Raw genomic sequence first — 15,640 nt, 5'->3', positions numbered from 1 at the left:
TAGGTTAAATGTACCTAAAGATGAAAAACATATATGAAATATTCAACATATATTCATAAAAAATTATCTACCTCTCAACAATTGAATACAAGAATGGTGCTAAAAATGCCTCTTAGGGCATTCAGAAGTGTATTTTATGATTGAATAAAGTTTTGAAAAAAATTAAGGTTTAATAAGAAATGGTCGAATTTGCTCAATCCAGATGTCGTAACCATCACTATTCACGTGCAGTCTACCTTCAATAAGCTGACCCTTTTTTAGTAGTCAATCTTCATTGAACATAGTTAACTGTACATCTACAAATTTCGATTTTATCAGCAAACCTACTTGGGTCTTGAGCAAAGCATGCAAGTGATAATAATACTAGGAGGGAAGCAAGCCCGAATTTTGACATAATTCTAAAATAAGGCTTTCGGGCAAAAAGTTTGGTACTGTTGTTATAGGAGCTTATTAAGCTGAGCGTATTGGATGAGCATTATGGTTTTGGCATCTTTAATTTCGCCTGAACTTACCATTTGAATGGCCCTTTCAAATTCTAATTCCAAAACTTCGAGGTCTTCTTCTTCATCCGAACCACCGCCTTCATTGACTTTCATATTGTCCTCATATTCGGCTACAAAAAAGTATAGGATTTCTGTAACAGAGCCTGGTGACATATAGCTTTCGAAAACCTTTCTCACATTAGCGATTCTATAACCGGTCTCCTCTTCAGTTTCCTTGCGAATACAATCTTCGGCATTGTCTTCTTCCAGAAGTCCGGCACAGGCTTCGATTAAAAAGCCATCTTCATTACCGTTTAGATAAGTAGGCATTCTGAATTGCCTTGTTAATACGATGGTGCCCTTGTCCTTATTATATAGAAGAATGGTTGAACCATTACCACGGTCATAGGCTTCTCGTTCTTGTCTCTGAACAGAACCATCCTTTTTCGTATAGTCGAAGGTGATTTTTCGAAGGGTGTACCAATTATCTGATAAAACCTGTTTGTCAATAATATTAATTCGCTTACTCATCGATTAAATGCGGGCTTGGTAGGTGTACAATTGATAGTATCGTCCTTCTTTGGCAATAAGTTCGTCATGCGTTCCTCTTTCAGCGATACGTCCTTCTTCGATTACTAATATCTGGTCCGCTTGGCGAATGGTACTTAGCCTGTGGGCAATTACGAATGTAGTTCTACCCTCCATTAGTGTGGACAAACTTCTCTGTATGAATGTCTCACTCTCTGTATCGAGGTTAGAAGTAGCTTCATCCAATATTAAGATTTTAGGGTTGGCAAGTACAGCTCTGGCAATAGCAATCCTTTGCCTTTGTCCTCCAGAAAGTTTCACGCCTCGCTCTCCTATTAAAGTGTCAAGGCCATCTTCAAATCTGTCCGTAAACTCGTGTACATAAGCGCTCTCCACGGCAGTTTTGAGTTCTTCCTCAGTAGCATTAGGTCTTGGGAATAGAATGTTGGCTCTAATTGTGCCTTCAAAAAGGAAATCATCTTGAAGCACGACACCCAGGTTTTGGCGATAGCTCTTCAGATTGACGGTAGAAAGATCTATACCATCGAGTGTAATCTTACCTTCTCGTGGATTCAAGAAGGTTGCTGATAGTCCGGCAATAGTAGACTTGCCAGAACCGGAAGTTCCAACGAGGGCAGTTACACTACCCGAAGGTGCTTCAAAACTAATATTCTTTAATACCTCCTTGTCCTCTTCGTACGCGAAACTCACATCATCGAATATAATATCTCCTTTGATTCCTTGTAGCTCAACTGTTCTCTTGGGGTCCTCATCCTCGGTAGGCGTCATCATGATCTCTTCCGTTCGGTCTAAGCCAGCAAAGGCTTCTGTGATTTGGCTACCAATATTTGACATCTGAACAATCGGTGCAATCATTACTGCTAAGTAGGCTATGAAGGCGACTAATTCTCCAGCGGTCATGTTGCCCTGAATTATATAATAGCCTCCAATACCGAGAATACCTGTACTGGCAACGCCTGCCAACAAGAAGGTTGCTGAGCTGGTGACAATGGCAGTAGCGGTCAGTGTCTTTTTTACATTCTGGTAGAGTTCATCAACACCATTTTCGAATGTTTCGATCTCTTGAGTTTCAGCACCAAAACCCTTGATAACACGCACTCCATTAAGCGTTTCTGTCAAACGCCCAGTTACTTCTGCATTCAGTTGACCTCTTTTTCTAAAGATTGGGCGCAGATAAGCAAAAGCCTTCATGGCAACCAAACCGAAGATTACCACAGGAGCGATCACGAATGCAGTCAACTTAGCGTTCATGTCGATAAGTATATACAATACACCTATTGATGTCAGAAGTCCACCTAATAATTGGACTAGTCCTGTACCCACCAGGTTCCTTACGCCCTCCACATCAGTCATGATTCTTGATACAAGTGCCCCGGACTTTGTGCTGTCGAAGTAATTGATAGGTAAGGAAAGAATATGTTTCTGAACTTTCACTCGAAGTTGGGCAATAAGCTTTTGAGCCTGTACACTGAGTAATCGAGTAAGAGCAAACGAGGTACCTGCTTGAGTAATGATGGCGGCAATGGTGACGATGATTACCAGCCATAGCTTCTGCATGTCTTTATTGACGACTACATCATCTATCAAATAACGAGTAGCTCCAGGTAAGACCAGGCTGGCTGCACTTCTGAGTAGGATCAGAACTAATCCGATTAGGAGCAATCCCCGCTTTGGCCAAATGATAGTTTTAAATACCTGACCAACAGTAATATTATTAAGCTTTTTCTTTTTCGACATGTTAGAGTAAGATCAATGAAGGCTAAACGATGAGCACACTGAATTGATTCCAAGATATGGAAAGTAATTTAGCCGACATTTGATTTGAGTCAATTTAGCCCCCTATGGCATCGGAAACATGATCCCAGAAACTAGGATATGACTTATTGACCACACTAGGGTCTTCAATAATGATTTCTTGCTGCGTGCAAAGTGGAGCAAAAGCCATGGCCATACGATGATCTTCATAGGTATGAATGCTCACTGCTTCCTGACCTGGTTCGAACTTGGACTTCACTTCCCAAACCCCTTCTTCGCCTTCTTTTAGCTTGATGGAAAACTTCTTTAACTCCTTTTTTAGGGCTTTGATCCGATCAGTTTCTTTGATGCGGAGACTCTCCAGTCCTGTAAAGCGGCTTTCAATCTTTTTGACACCACAAACAACGGCTACCGTCTGAGCGAGATCAGGGCAGTCGGAGAAATCTATCTCGACAGATTTTTGCTCTGGAATCTTCTCCAAAATGACGCCATCTTCTTCGAAAGTGCTCATAACTCCGAGCTGATTCATTATCCTCACAATGGCAATGTCACCTTGAAGTGATTTTTGTCTTAGACCAAGAAGTTTGATTCTGGCTTGGTCAGCCAAAGCCACAAAGCTGTACCAATAGCTAGCGCCCGACCAATCTGATTCAACCACATAATCATAGGTGCTATATGCCTGCGGTTTAATCTCGATGGTATTGTTCGTCCATGAGGCACTAATTCCAAATAAACGCATCATGTCAAGTGTCATTTGGATGTAAGGGCGGCTCCCAATTTTTCCAAGAAGATTCAGTGTCAATCCATCGGGAAGACGTGGGGCAATCATCAAAAGAGCGGAAATAAACTGGCTGCTTACATCACCTTTTATACTGATAAGGTCCTTCTTTTGAGAAGATAGGGGATGGACCTTTAGTGGAGGGTACCCATCTTTCTTTAAGAATTTAATTTTAGCACCAATTTGTTTTAAAGCCTTGGCTAAAATCTTAATTGGTCGCTGTTGCATCCGCTCTGTACCAGTCAAAGTTCTAGGTTCATCACCTAGAATGGAATATGCGGTTAGAAAACGCATAGTAGTACCCGCATCTAGAACGTCAAGTGTACTTTCTTCACTCGCCAAAAGGCGGAGCATAGTCTGAGTATCTCGAGCATTAGAGAGGTTTTTGAGGGTTGACAGATTTCCAGAAAGCGCATTGATGATCAGCGCTCGATTGCTCTCACTTTTAGAAGCTTCGAGTTGAACCTGTGAGCTTTGAATAACCGGACTGTATTTCAGCGTTATACTTTCCAATTTATTGCTTTAGGGTTAGATAAAAGAACAAGGCATCCATCACATCTTTTTCATCTACAGCCACATCGTATCCTGCTCTCCCTATTTCATAGATTAGCGAGTGATTAAGAAAATTATTGACATTCTTTTTGTCCTGATACATCAATTTGATAATGGCCGTAAAGTCTTTCTTGTGAATGTTAATATCAGGGTAAATGTTTAGAATCGTCTCACAAATTTCTTTGAGGTCGATTTCTTGAAGGCTTAATAACTTTTTGGACACATAGGCTTCGCAAATCATCCCAATGGCTATAGCTTCACCATGCAATAGGTGATTATCAGTATCGAGATAATGGCTTTCAATAGCGTGGCCAATGGTATGTCCAAAGTTCAAAATCTTTCGCAAGCCAGCTTCTCTTGGGTCTTGCTTTACCACTTGGTTTTTGATCTCCACCGAATGGGCGATGACAGCGTGCCAATTGTCTTGATCGAGACCCACTTTCGCCACTTTTTCGTAATAATCCTTATCGGTTATCAAGCCATGCTTAATGACTTCAGCAAAGCCTGATCTTAACTCCTTATCTGGGAGTGTTTCGAGAAAAATAGGGTCTATCAATACGGCATTGGGATCTTTAAAGAATCCGATATGGTTTTTAAAACCCTGAAAGTCAATCCCAAGTTTGCCTCCTACATTAGCATCTACAGCTGCCAATAGGGTGGTTGGTATATTGATAAAGTCAATGCCACGTTTGTAGGTAACCGCACAAAAGCCTCCCATGTCGCCAATAACACCGCCTCCCAAGTTGACTAAAAGAGATTTTCTATCGAAACTGGCATTTGTAAGAGCTTGCCATATGATCTGACAAGTATCAAGCGTCTTATTGATTTCACCAGAAGTAATTTCTATCACCAAGTGCTCAGGGAGCAAACCCTGAATAACTGGGTAACAGAACTCGCGCGTTTTTTCATCAACCAATACGGCCACTTTGCTGTGACTGCTCGTATCAAAGAATTGCTTGAGGCTTACTTGTATATCATCGATAGTGATTTGACTCATCTTGGCTTATACCTTTTCTTTCAGCTGGGCTTCCTGCATTTTAACAGATTCCTCATGTACGGCAAATAAAAAGCTTTTCATGAACTTTTCAGTCATGTTTTTCTTAACACCAGAATTGATTCTTGACTCCATAACGTCATGCCATCTATTGGGTTGGTAAACGGCCAAATTATGCTCTCGTTTATATTCACCAATCTGCTTGATCATTTGGAAACGATCGGATAGCAGTTCTATGATTTGGGTATCTACCAGATCAATCTTCTGTCTGAATTCATCTAGCTCACTTATGGCCTCAGGGTGCTTGTCCAGCGTTTCTCTGAAGTTGAGGTTTTCATAGATGATCTTTAAGGTATCGGGTGTGACTTGCTGTTTAGCATCACTCCAGGCATTATCTGGATCATGATGAGTTTCTATCATCAATCCATCCAAACCGAAGTTGATAGCTCTTTGGCTTACGGATGCGATGATTTCTCTTGTTCCGGCAATGTGACTAGGATCACAAATAACAGAGATCCCGGGGAGCATCCTTTTCAAGTGAATTGGCATACTCCATTCAGGCTTGTTTCTGTAGCGTTTTTCGTATGGGTCCGAGAATCCACGGTGGATGCCTGCGATCTTATTGATTCCAACCTTGTTCAATCTCTCAATAGCTCCAAGCCATAATTGCAGATCAGGATTGATCGGGTTCTTGACCATCACTGGAATATCCGTCCCTTTTAGAGCATCGCAAATCTCTTGAACCGAGAATGGATTGACCGTAGTTCTGGCACCTATCCAAAGTACATCAACCCCTGCTTTCAAAGCAGCTTCTACATGAGCCGTGTTCGCCACTTCGACCGTCACAGGGACATTCAATATTTCTCTGGCTTTGTCTAACCAACCAAGTGCTTCAGAGCCGACTCCTTCAAAAGAACCGGGTCTTGTTCTGGGTTTCCATACACCGGCCCTGAATATTTCAATGTTACTGCCCCTAAGTCCTTTTGCGATGCTTTCGATCTGTTGCGGGCTTTCCGCACTACATGGTCCGGCAATCAGAACATGTTCCGATAAGCCAAGTCCCCAGTCTTTGATGTCTACAATTTCCATTCTTTTGCAATAAAAAAGCCCGATTCTTGTGAACCGGGCTTATGTTTTAGATAGTTAAATTTCTTTACAAGCAGCGGCTCACTTTGTTCCAGTTGAAAAAGTAAAAAAAGTAATAGTAAGCTGCTGATGTTCTTTTCACGTGTTAAACATATGTATCTTATTCAGCAGTCAAAAATTTTCTACTGAAAAATTTAGTAAATCGATTGAATTACTTCTCGATCAGACTGAAAGTTGTTGAATTGTTTGGCTCATCCTCGATGTTCTGAGAAATAACATGTAATGCATTGTTCTCAATAGCCTCCAAACTCGAGATTACTGCGCCATGCGGGTCTCTATTGTTCTTCAATTCATCAATAGCCCCAGCTGTACTGGTACTTGATATAAAAGTGATATGGCTATACTTTCTAAAGAAACGCTGTGTCTCCTTTATCGCCATCGGATGAGAATAGATTTTCTTTATAGAGTTTAGAGAGTTGGGATGTATACTACCAAGACAAAGGTGAATTGGTAGGTCAAACTCTTCTACAATCTTAAAACCACCTTTCTTGATTTTCTCCAAGTTGTTGCTCACAAAACCTGAGGTGCTGTTCTTAATAGCCACGAGCGCCTTATTGATCTTGCCTTCCTTTAAGGCTGAAAATACTTCATCAAAGTTTTTGTAAAAAGTGGGGTTTACATTCGGTAAATACCGCTTTCTGGCAATATCATGATAGGTGTCTTCTGGTCCCAGTAATCCTAGATTAGTCATTGGAGTAGTTTTGTTCTTCTTCTATCGTATTAAACACCTCAGTTTGCTTTTTCACTGACTGCTGATGCAATAATCTTAATAGGTCAACGATAAAATCGTCATCAAGATTCAATTGTTTTCCCCAATCAGGTCTGGATTTGAATATTTCTTTCCACCTGCTGATCTGAAAAATAGCAACGTTGTTTTCCTTTTTAAATTCACCAATCTTTTCTACCAGACTCATTCTGACAGCGATCGCCTCTAGTAGCTCTCTGTCTGCTTGATCGATTTGCTCTCGGATAATTTCCAATTGATCGAGATAACTCTTTTTTGTAAAGCTGGCATCTCTAGGACTGAGCCTACTGATAATCTCTAATAATGAAGCCGTACTCACTTGCTGCTTTGCATCGCTGAGTGCTGCTGATGGGTCGCAATGTGCCTCAATCATTACACCATCATAGTCTAGATCAAGTGCTCTTTGTGCCAAAGGCTCAACTGAATCGCTAGAACCTCCAATATGGCTAGGGTCACAGATAAGCGGAAGGGTAGGGAATTCGCTTTTCAATTCCAGAGGTATCTGCCAGAATGGAGCGTTTCTGTATTTCTTTTTCTCATAAGTATGAAAGCCACGATGAATAGCACCCAGCTTAGTGATGCCGGCTTTTGAAAAACGCTCTAAAGCACCTTTCCATAAGGAAAGTTCTGGGTGGATCGGATTTTTAACAAAGACGGGAATATCTACACCTTTCAGGGAAGAAGCGAGTTCGCTTACATTAAAAGGGTTCACGGTAGTTCGTGCACCAATCCATAGCACATCTACATGATACTTAAGGGCTAACTCTACGTGCTCTGGAGTGGCAACTTCAGTAGCGAACTTAAAGGAGACTTCTTCCTTCAATGATTTTACCCATTGAAGTCCTTTTTCCCCAACACCTTCAAAAGAGCCAGGTCGCGTTCTTGGCTTCCAAATGCCACCACGGATAATGTCTACATTATCGACAATCGGGAGTACCGAAGCGCGAAATTGCTTTTCGCTTTCAACACTACAGGGGCCAGCCAAAACCAATGGTTTCTTATACTCTTCTATCCAATCCTTTGGTGCTGTTATTTGCATCTCCTCTTTGCTTAATCTTTGGTGTAACAAATGTAAACCACTTACGGTTTGTTAATTATATTTGCCCCTCTAATTCATCCTATGGATCTAAAAAAGTTTGTTGATTTCGATCAGATAGAAATCGCTTTCAAGGCTAAGTCGGACAAAGCATTAAAGAAAAGACATTTTATCTTTTCTACCATGAAGTGGCCCTGGATGGTTTCAGCAGGCACTTCTCTTACCAAATTCAGCTTGGGAATAGGTTTGCCAGTCAAAGGCATAGTCAAATCTACAATATTTGACATATTCTGCGGTGGAGAAACATTGGAGACCTGCTCTGAGACTTGCGATGAGCTGGAAGCTTATGGAATTGGGGCTATTTTTGACTACTCAGTAGAGGGAGAAAAGACCGAAACGGGTTTCGATGCTACAACGAGTGAAGTGATTGAAACGATTAAGGCAGCCGCTAAGTCGGATGTAATGAAGTTTGCTGCTTTTAAGATCACTGGGATTGGTTCCTTTGACTTGCTAGCGAAAATTCATAAAGATGAGACCCTAAGTCCTGAAGAGGCAGAGGCCTATCAGCGTGTCGAGAATAGAGTTGCCAGAATTTGTGACCTAGCAGCGGAACTGGGTGTTACAGTATTGATTGATGCCGAAGAGACCTGGATTCAGAAGCCAATCGATGACCTGACCATCGCAATGATGGAGAAACACAATAAGGAAACAGCGGTGGTTTACTATACTTTCCAGATGTATTGCCACGCGATGTTAGAGAACTTAAAGAGACTCCATGCTAAGGCAAAAAGCGAGGGCTATATACTCGGGGCTAAATTAGTGAGAGGTGCATACATGGAGAAAGAGAGTGCAAGAGCAGCGGAAATGAATTATTCTAATCCTATTCAACCCGATAAGCCTTCAACAGATCGTGACTTCAATACCGCTTGCAGTTATTGCATAGAACATATTGGAGAGATCGGTTTATTCGCTGGATCGCACAATGAAGAGTCAAACTATAGGCTAACCTTATTGATGGACGAATATGGCTTGAAGCCAAATGATGATAAAGTTTATTTTGGTCAGCTATATGGAATGAGTGACCATATCTCTTTCAATCTTGCGCATGGTGACTACAATGTGATCAAATACGTTCCTTACGGACCCATTAAGGCTACAATTCCTTACCTGATCAGAAGGGCGGCTGAGAACACTTCAGTAAAAGGCCAGAGCGGGCGTGAACTAACTTTAGTGACTAATGAGTTGAAAAGACGAAGGGCATAAGGTGATTTACTATAAACAAAAAGAGCCAAGTGAATATTCACTTGGCTCTTTTTGTTTGCTCTTAGATTTAGTTTTTGCGACCGTCTTTCCTCTCGACAATAACTTCTAAAGCTTCTTTGGCTTTCTTAGAAGATTCATCCTCTGGGAGCCTTTCAACAAATGTGTTGTAACTTCTCTTATAAGATTCGTGTAGGTCTCTTTTTAAGTTTGGAGCGCTTTCATCAATATATTCTGCAAAAACATTGGCTTTATTTCCTTTGGCCTCCTCTAGACTTTTAAGTATAAACCTCGCCTTATCGATTTCAGTAAGCTCAATCTCACGCTCTTCATATTCCACAATTGCTCCATCAAAGTGTGACTTTACTTCATACCTTGATATACCTGAAGCATTGCCTTTAATAACTCTCATTGAGTCAATGATGGTTAGCATCCTATCAGTCAAAGGACTGACAATACCAGAACCGGCAGGTACTTCTTCGATAATATCCAATAGTTCCGCTTCAGGTTCTGCAGTTTCAGTACAAGCAAAGCCAATAACCAACAAGGCGAGTACGGGTAGGGCAAATAGTGTTTTGAATTTTTTCATAACATTTGAGTTTAATTTTTGAATCATTTTTAATCTTGTTTCTATAGGGTGTTCATTAAAATTGGAGATCAGGCTGCTATTAACTTGTGATAGCGTCAATTCGAGCAATGATCTTTGATAACTAGCAGGAGTAGTCATTTCCAAGGCATGTTGATCTGCTATATATTCATGCTGCAGCTTGATAGACCTGGCATAGAGATAGCTGAAAGGGTTAAACCAAAAGACACATTTGAGTACTTCAAAGAAGAACAAGTCTAAAGAGTGCATCCCTTCTATATGAGCTGACTCATGCGCTATGATATGCTCCTTGAGTTCTGAGTTTTTGCTCAGTTCTTTGCCGATGAATATGGTGTTTAAGAAACTGTATGCTCCCAAGCCCTCCGTTTCTGTAATCTCAATGGGCTTGGCTTTAAGCGATATCTTTTTACCTATTCGCCTTTTGGCATATACAAACTTTACTACCAATAGTACCATGGCTATGCCTAAGCCGATCGTATAGATCAAACCAATGGATACTATGGGAGATTGACCTGTGACTTCGGCACTATTCAGTCCACCCTGTATCAAGGCAGGCTGACCAGTCGTTGAAGCTGGCGAAAACAAGTTCAAGCCAATATCAAAGCTCAGCAATGGAATGATCAGGGAAATAATTGCCGTTGACAAGAGATAAAACCTGTTGAGTGACAGGAGTTTCTCCCTGCGGAGAAAAAGCCAATAGATGCTATAAAAGCATGCTAGGCAAACCGATGCTTCTACTATGTAATTAATCATTGTCTTTCAGTTTTTTCATTAAGTCTTCTACCTGTTTCAGGTTTAGCTTCTTCTCTTCTACCATAAATGAGAAGAGTTTTTCAGCTGAACCTTCGAAATAATTACTCAAAAAGCCATTCATAAAGCTTTGTGTATAAGCCTTCTTTTTTACCGAAGCCGAATAGGCATAGGTGTTGCCAATCTTAACACGGGTGACAAATCCTTTGGCTTCTAGAATCTTTAAAAATGTACCAACAGTATTATAAGCAGGCTTGGGGTCGGGCATGTGATCGACAATGTCTTTTATGAAGAGCTGATCATGCTCCCAGACTACTTGCATTATTTGTTCTTCTGCCTTGGTTAATTCTTTCATCTCCTAATATTTTCGGAAATGTCCTAAAGATTTCGGACTAATCCTAAAAGTTTAGGAGAAAATATTTTAGAGTATGTAGATGTGAGGGTAGAAATGTTTAATTAATCTCTTCTAATCACTATCTTTGCGCACTTCAAAAAAATCGTTAAATGCAGGTTTTAAGCGAACAGGAATTACTAAGAAGGCAAGAAAAGGCTGAACTTGAAAAGCTAGGGATAAACCCATATCCATCAGAAACTTTTGAGGTTTCTGCGTTCTCAAAGGAGATAAAAGATCAATTTGATGCACAACCTGAGCGCTACAAGGAAGTGACTTTAGCCGGAAGACTCATGAGCAGAAGAATCATGGGTTCTGCTTCTTTTGCTGAACTGCAAGATGCTGAAGGACGAATTCAGATCTACCTCAGAAGAGATGACCTATGTCCTGAGGAAGACAAGACGCTTTATAATACTGTCTTCAAAAAGATTTTAGGCATTGGCGATTTTATCGGAATCAAAGGCTATGCCTTCAAAACCCAGGTAGGAGAAATATCTGTACATGTTACTGAACTGAAAGTTCTATCAAAATCACTTAAGCCATTACCACTTCCAAAAACGGATGCAGATGGTAATGTACACGATGCATTTACTGATCCTGAGCAAAGGTATAGGCAGCGTTATGTCGACTTGGTGGTGAATCCACATGTTCGAGACGCTTTTGTAAAAAGAACTCAATTGGTGAATTCAATGAGAAACTTCTTGGCCGATAAAGGCTATTTAGAGGTAGAGACACCAATTTTGCAACCACTGTATGGTGGGGCAGCAGCTCGTCCATTCAAAACGCATCACAACACCTTAGATATGACTTTGTATTTGCGAATCGCAAATGAGCTCTATCTAAAGCGTTTAATCGTTGGTGGTTTTGATGGTGTTTTCGAGTTTTCTAAGGACTTCAGAAATGAAGGAATGTCTAGGTTCCACAACCCTGAATTTACTCAGGTTGAACTCTATGTTGCTTACAAGGACTATGATTGGATGATGAACTTAGTAGAAGCCATGGTTGAAAAAGTAGCTATGGATCTACATGGTACCACTGAAGTACAAGTAGGAGAGCATAAGATTAACTTCCAAAGACCTTGGAAGCGTTTCACTATGTTTGAGGCAATTGAGCACTTCACTGGAGTGGACATTTCAGAAATGGATGAAGATCAATTGAGAGCGACTGCCAAGGACCTAAAAGTGGAGATTGACGAGACCATGGGCAAAGGCAAGTTGATCGATGAGATTTTCGGAGAGCATTGTGAAGCGAAGCTCATCCAGCCGACTTTCATTACTGATTATCCAGTTGAGATGTCTCCTTTGGCTAAAAAGCACAGAGATAAGGAAGGCCTTGTTGAAAGATTCGAAGCCATTTGTAATGGTAAAGAAATATGCAATGCATTCTCTGAGCTCAATGATCCGATTGACCAAAGACAACGATTCGAAGAACAACTGGAACTAGGTAAGCGTGGTGATGATGAGGCCATGGTGTTGGACGAAGACTTCCTAAGAGCCCTAGAATACGGTATGCCTCCAACGGCTGGTTTGGGTGTTGGGATTGACCGATTGTCGATGATCATGACAAACTCTAACTCCATTCAGGATGTCCTGTTCTTTCCTCAAATGAAACCAGAGAAGAAGGCTGTTACTGTTGAATTGAGTGATGAGGCAAAAGGAATTCTGGAAATGTTAACCAAGTCTGGAAGGGCCGAATTACCAGCTCTTAAAGAGAATGCTGGTCTGTCTAATAAAAAGTGGGATAAGTCCGTAAAGGAGCTGACTCAAAATGGACTGGCAAAAGTCGAAAAAACTGAAGAAGGCTTATTTATTGAAGCTATCTAGTTAGCTGAGATATTTGTATCAAACTGGCTTCTGCGTCTACTGATCTTAAGGTCTTTAAGCGCAGAAGCTTTTATTTGAATATCTATCGTGTAAGAGGTGAAAGTGCCAAAAGGAATCCAGTTGGCCCTCATTTCCCAACATCCCAAATCTCTATAAAGGCCTATCGAAGTCTGCACGAAGTCTTTGGCATCAAAGTCATAACCCGTGTTATAGGTTACCTGCCACTTAGGCGTCAGTTGCAATTGCCCATTGGCCCGCACGGATTGTCTCGTTGTTGTGCCTGTGGTTGACCAACGATAACTATAGTCATAGCTTAGTCGGATGTTCCACGGGATATTGATGTCAACATAGGAGTTAGGGTCATAATAGTATTCTGGCAAAATGCTATTACCTCCGTTGTTCAGAGCTCCGAATTGATTGGGGTCTTCTCCGGGAAAATCTCCCAAGGCGTTCAAGCCCTCACCTCCAATGGCCGTATTGCTTCTCTGGTTACCTGAAGAGTTTGCTCTTGAATTCAGGTTGGTACTTAATGAAAACCTGGCGCTCGTCAATCGACCTAGACCCTGTCCTGATTTAATCGCAAGAGTCGCTCTCCTCTCTGTTGTACTCACACCTTCAGTGGTAGTTGTTATATAGGTGTATGGGTCGAGCGAGGCATTCATGATAATATTCAGTTTTCTGTCGAAAAGAGACGTTCGTGCAGCGATATTGATATTGGAAAGTTGAAAAGAGTCAGCCAAAAAATTGTAACCACCCGTGAAAGAAAGGTTGTCAAGAATGGTCACTTTTCTCGACTTAGCTGTATCGCTCCTGACTTTCATTTCAAGCTTGTTGCTTACTGCAAAACTTAGTGCCGCAGACTCACCAAGCGAGGGCGACCCAAAGCGGAAGCCATCGTAGATGGATAACTGTCTAAAAGTACCAGCTCCGGTAGTATCAGTCTGAACTGTCTGGTAGTAGCCAAACTTAGGATCGCTAAAGTCTGGTCTATAAGTAAATGAAATGGTCGGAGTCATTATGTGCCGGATGGCCTCTATCTTTTTTCCTTCTTTGAAAGGAAACATTCCATAGATCTGAGTAGATAAACCCATGCTAGTGCTATATGTCATAGCGCGGCTAAATCCATTGAGCGTATCGATCCTTACCGCATTTTCATCCGGTAGAAATTCATAGTTAAGTTCTTCTAGGTACCAGAGTTCTTCCACATTGAAAGATGGGGTGAAAGTCAAGTTGTCCAAGAAGGAGAAAGAAGTAGATAAGTCGAAATTATGACGTGCTCCATTTTTCGCATTGTCAAGCAGCTCAGAAAGACTGCCGAAAGTAACGGCTATTGTATCCGTGGTAACGGCTTTATTGGCAATGTTGAAGCCGGCTGTTCCAGGTTGAACAACGTTGGTAACACGGTTGGAAGCATTAAAACGCCAACCCAAATTCAACCTTTTAAGTATTTCACCTTTTGCTCTTTTAAATGGAGTTACCCGATTCATGGTCAGCGAGAATTCTGGCAAAGAAATATCTACGACCCCAGTTTGCACATTTTGATTGTGCCTACCACTAATGGCATAACTAAAAGGAGAACGAGGAATGACACCACTAAAATTCACATTCGACCTAAACTCTGAACGAACGTTGTTTTGAAAGTTGACAGTCGAAAGGTTGTTTTGGTTGAACGTACTAGTTCCAGCTGTTACACTGGCAGAGAAGTTTGAATTCCGACCTTTAGAATCCGGTCTGTGCGACCATGATATCCAAAAATCTCTCGAATCAAGTGGCACTTCGTCTGTCTCGGGTGTTCTGTTCCGATTATATGTGATGTCCAACGATCCACTGTACTTATATCTATTGTTGTAAGCTGTTCTTAGTTTGAGACCCCAACTACCTTTTGAGTAGATATCTCCGGTAATGGCGGTATGAATCTTCTCGTTCCAAGCTTGATACCAGCCGCCTTCTCTTAGAAAAAGACCCCTTCGCTGCTCATCACCATATTTTGGAAATAAAATACCAGAGAGGTTAGACTCATTCGTGTCTGGGAAAAAGCCAAAGGGTAAACCCAATGGTGTGGGGATATCTCCTACATAGAGCAGGAATGGTCCTGTGATAACACTCTTTCCAGGAATCACCTTTATCTTCTTTGCTTTGATATAAGTTGTTGCATTTGGATCATCCAGACAGGGAATATATTTACCCTCGGATATATAGGCGGACTGATCGGCATTTCTTTTGATAATATCTCCAGTGAGCTGCCCATCAGGCTGTTCTGTAGCCACGCCCTTGATCCTGGCGCGCTGTGTTTCGAAATTGTAGCGAATCTCTTCAGTTTCGTAAACACCTCCCGGATCTTTAAAAATCGGCCTTCCTTTCCATAAACCTGTAGAATCTTGAACTCCACGGGCAGTCAATTCGTTAGTATTTCGATCGATAATGATTTGTTCAGCTCTTAGGTTAATCGCTCCATATTCAATTTTAGCATCACCATAGAGATAGGTGATGTTAGATTGAGTCTTGGTGATGATTGAGTCTTTGGCGAAATATTTAATTGTTGTTTCAATGCCATTGACGACTACCTTCGCTGAATCTTGGATGCCCGGAAGGGTATCATTCTCTAGGGCCAATTCAGTATTTAAAGAATTGGTACGATTTTGAAGGGTATTAAGCGAATCTAGTTTTACGGCATTCACTTGTGCCTTCACATTGAAAACTAAAATGAAGAAACAGAACGAAAAAAATATAATCCGTTTTGAAAACACGCTATTTTTCGGTTTTTCGGAAATT

At 41.2% G+C, this 15,640-nt stretch carries 12 protein-coding genes; 2 read left to right on the top strand and 10 right to left on the bottom strand.

Annotated elements, in window-relative coordinates; translation table 11 throughout:
* Window positions 1–437: 437 nt before the first annotated feature.
* From nudK to J4E76_RS16360, 7 genes are all read right to left on the bottom strand, one after another.
* Window positions 438–1,013 (bottom strand): GDP-mannose pyrophosphatase NudK, encoded by a 576-nt coding sequence (gene nudK, locus J4E76_RS16390; protein WP_208505879.1) that lies wholly within the window; start codon window positions 1,011–1,013, stop codon window positions 438–440.
* A 3-nt stretch (window positions 1,014–1,016) separates the two neighbouring features.
* The gene (locus J4E76_RS16385; protein ID WP_208505878.1) at window positions 1,017–2,768 is read right to left on the bottom strand and encodes an ABC transporter ATP-binding protein; all 1,752 of its coding nucleotides are present in this window, start codon (window positions 2,766–2,768) and stop codon (window positions 1,017–1,019) included.
* Window positions 2,769–2,862: 94 nt separating this feature from the next.
* On the bottom strand, window positions 2,863–4,077 hold the full coding sequence (locus J4E76_RS16380; protein ID WP_208505877.1) for a 3-phosphoshikimate 1-carboxyvinyltransferase: 1,215 nt from the start codon (window positions 4,075–4,077) through the stop codon (window positions 2,863–2,865).
* A gap of 1 nt (window position 4,078) precedes the next feature.
* Complete coding sequence (gene aroB, locus J4E76_RS16375; protein ID WP_208505876.1) at window positions 4,079–5,113, bottom strand: 3-dehydroquinate synthase; 1,035 nt, start codon at window positions 5,111–5,113, stop codon at window positions 4,079–4,081.
* A gap of 6 nt (window positions 5,114–5,119) precedes the next feature.
* Window positions 5,120–6,199, bottom strand: a complete 1,080-nt coding sequence (locus tag J4E76_RS16370) for a bifunctional 3-deoxy-7-phosphoheptulonate synthase/chorismate mutase type II (RefSeq protein WP_208505875.1) — start codon at window positions 6,197–6,199, stop codon at window positions 5,120–5,122.
* A 208-nt stretch (window positions 6,200–6,407) separates the two neighbouring features.
* A complete protein-coding gene (locus tag J4E76_RS16365; protein ID WP_208505874.1) occupies window positions 6,408–6,947 on the bottom strand; it encodes a prephenate dehydratase domain-containing protein in 540 nt (179 codons plus the stop codon).
* Window positions 6,940–8,040 (bottom strand): chorismate mutase, encoded by a 1,101-nt coding sequence (locus tag J4E76_RS16360; RefSeq protein ID WP_208505873.1) that lies wholly within the window; start codon window positions 8,038–8,040, stop codon window positions 6,940–6,942. Before J4E76_RS16360 ends, J4E76_RS16365 begins: the two co-directional genes overlap by 8 nt.
* Window positions 8,041–8,121: 81 nt before the next feature.
* Between J4E76_RS16360 and J4E76_RS16355 the strand changes: the two genes are divergently transcribed.
* Window positions 8,122–9,300 carry a proline dehydrogenase family protein gene (locus tag J4E76_RS16355; protein WP_208505872.1) on the top strand — a complete coding sequence of 393 codons (1,179 nt, stop codon included), beginning with the start codon at window positions 8,122–8,124 and terminating at the stop codon, window positions 9,298–9,300.
* A 67-nt stretch (window positions 9,301–9,367) separates the two neighbouring features.
* Here J4E76_RS16355 and J4E76_RS16350 read toward each other — a convergent pair whose 3' ends face one another.
* Window positions 9,368–10,657 (bottom strand): M56 family metallopeptidase, encoded by a 1,290-nt coding sequence (locus J4E76_RS16350; RefSeq protein WP_208505871.1) that lies wholly within the window; start codon window positions 10,655–10,657, stop codon window positions 9,368–9,370.
* Complete coding sequence (locus J4E76_RS16345) at window positions 10,650–11,009, bottom strand: BlaI/MecI/CopY family transcriptional regulator (protein WP_208505870.1); 360 nt, start codon at window positions 11,007–11,009, stop codon at window positions 10,650–10,652. Before J4E76_RS16345 ends, J4E76_RS16350 begins: the two co-directional genes overlap by 8 nt.
* 149 nt (window positions 11,010–11,158) lie before the next feature.
* Between J4E76_RS16345 and lysS the strand changes: the two genes are divergently transcribed.
* A complete protein-coding gene (lysS, locus tag J4E76_RS16340) occupies window positions 11,159–12,868 on the top strand; it encodes a lysine--tRNA ligase (protein WP_208505869.1) in 1,710 nt (569 codons plus the stop codon).
* Here lysS and J4E76_RS16335 read toward each other — a convergent pair.
* Window positions 12,865–15,558: a putative LPS assembly protein LptD gene (locus J4E76_RS16335; RefSeq protein WP_208505868.1), complete on the bottom strand. Its 2,694-nt coding sequence runs from the start codon at window positions 15,556–15,558 to the stop codon at window positions 12,865–12,867. The two genes, lysS and J4E76_RS16335, sit on opposite strands and share 4 nt — an antisense overlap.
* Window positions 15,559–15,640: the final 82 nt, after the last annotated feature.

This window comes from Roseivirga sp. E12 (assembly GCF_017592825.1).
Taxonomy (GTDB): Bacteria; Bacteroidota; Bacteroidia; order Cytophagales; family Cyclobacteriaceae; genus Roseivirga.
The sequence above is the reverse complement of the archived record's forward strand: the minus strand, read 5'-3'. Positions and strand labels throughout refer to the sequence as shown.

Excerpts from the sequence above, each read along its gene's own strand:
- aroB (WP_208505876.1), bottom strand. The coding sequence starts at position 5,113 with ATGAGTCAAATCACTATCGATGATATACAAGTAAGCCTCAAGCAATTC.
- J4E76_RS16355 (WP_208505872.1), top strand. The coding sequence starts at position 8,122 with ATGGATCTAAAAAAGTTTGTTGATTTCGATCAGATAGAAATCGCTTTC.
- nudK (WP_208505879.1), bottom strand. The coding sequence starts at position 1,013 with ATGAGTAAGCGAATTAATATTATTGACAAACAGGTTTTATCAGATAAT.
- J4E76_RS16365 (WP_208505874.1), bottom strand. The coding sequence starts at position 6,947 with ATGACTAATCTAGGATTACTGGGACCAGAAGACACCTATCATGATATT.
- J4E76_RS16385 (WP_208505878.1), bottom strand. The coding sequence starts at position 2,768 with ATGTCGAAAAAGAAAAAGCTTAATAATATTACTGTTGGTCAGGTATTT.
- lysS (WP_208505869.1), top strand. The coding sequence starts at position 11,159 with ATGCAGGTTTTAAGCGAACAGGAATTACTAAGAAGGCAAGAAAAGGCT.
- J4E76_RS16370 (WP_208505875.1), bottom strand. The coding sequence starts at position 6,199 with ATGGAAATTGTAGACATCAAAGACTGGGGACTTGGCTTATCGGAACAT.
- J4E76_RS16345 (WP_208505870.1), bottom strand. The coding sequence starts at position 11,009 with ATGAAAGAATTAACCAAGGCAGAAGAACAAATAATGCAAGTAGTCTGG.
- J4E76_RS16360 (WP_208505873.1), bottom strand. The coding sequence starts at position 8,040 with ATGCAAATAACAGCACCAAAGGATTGGATAGAAGAGTATAAGAAACCA.
- J4E76_RS16350 (WP_208505871.1), bottom strand. The coding sequence starts at position 10,657 with ATGATTAATTACATAGTAGAAGCATCGGTTTGCCTAGCATGCTTTTAT.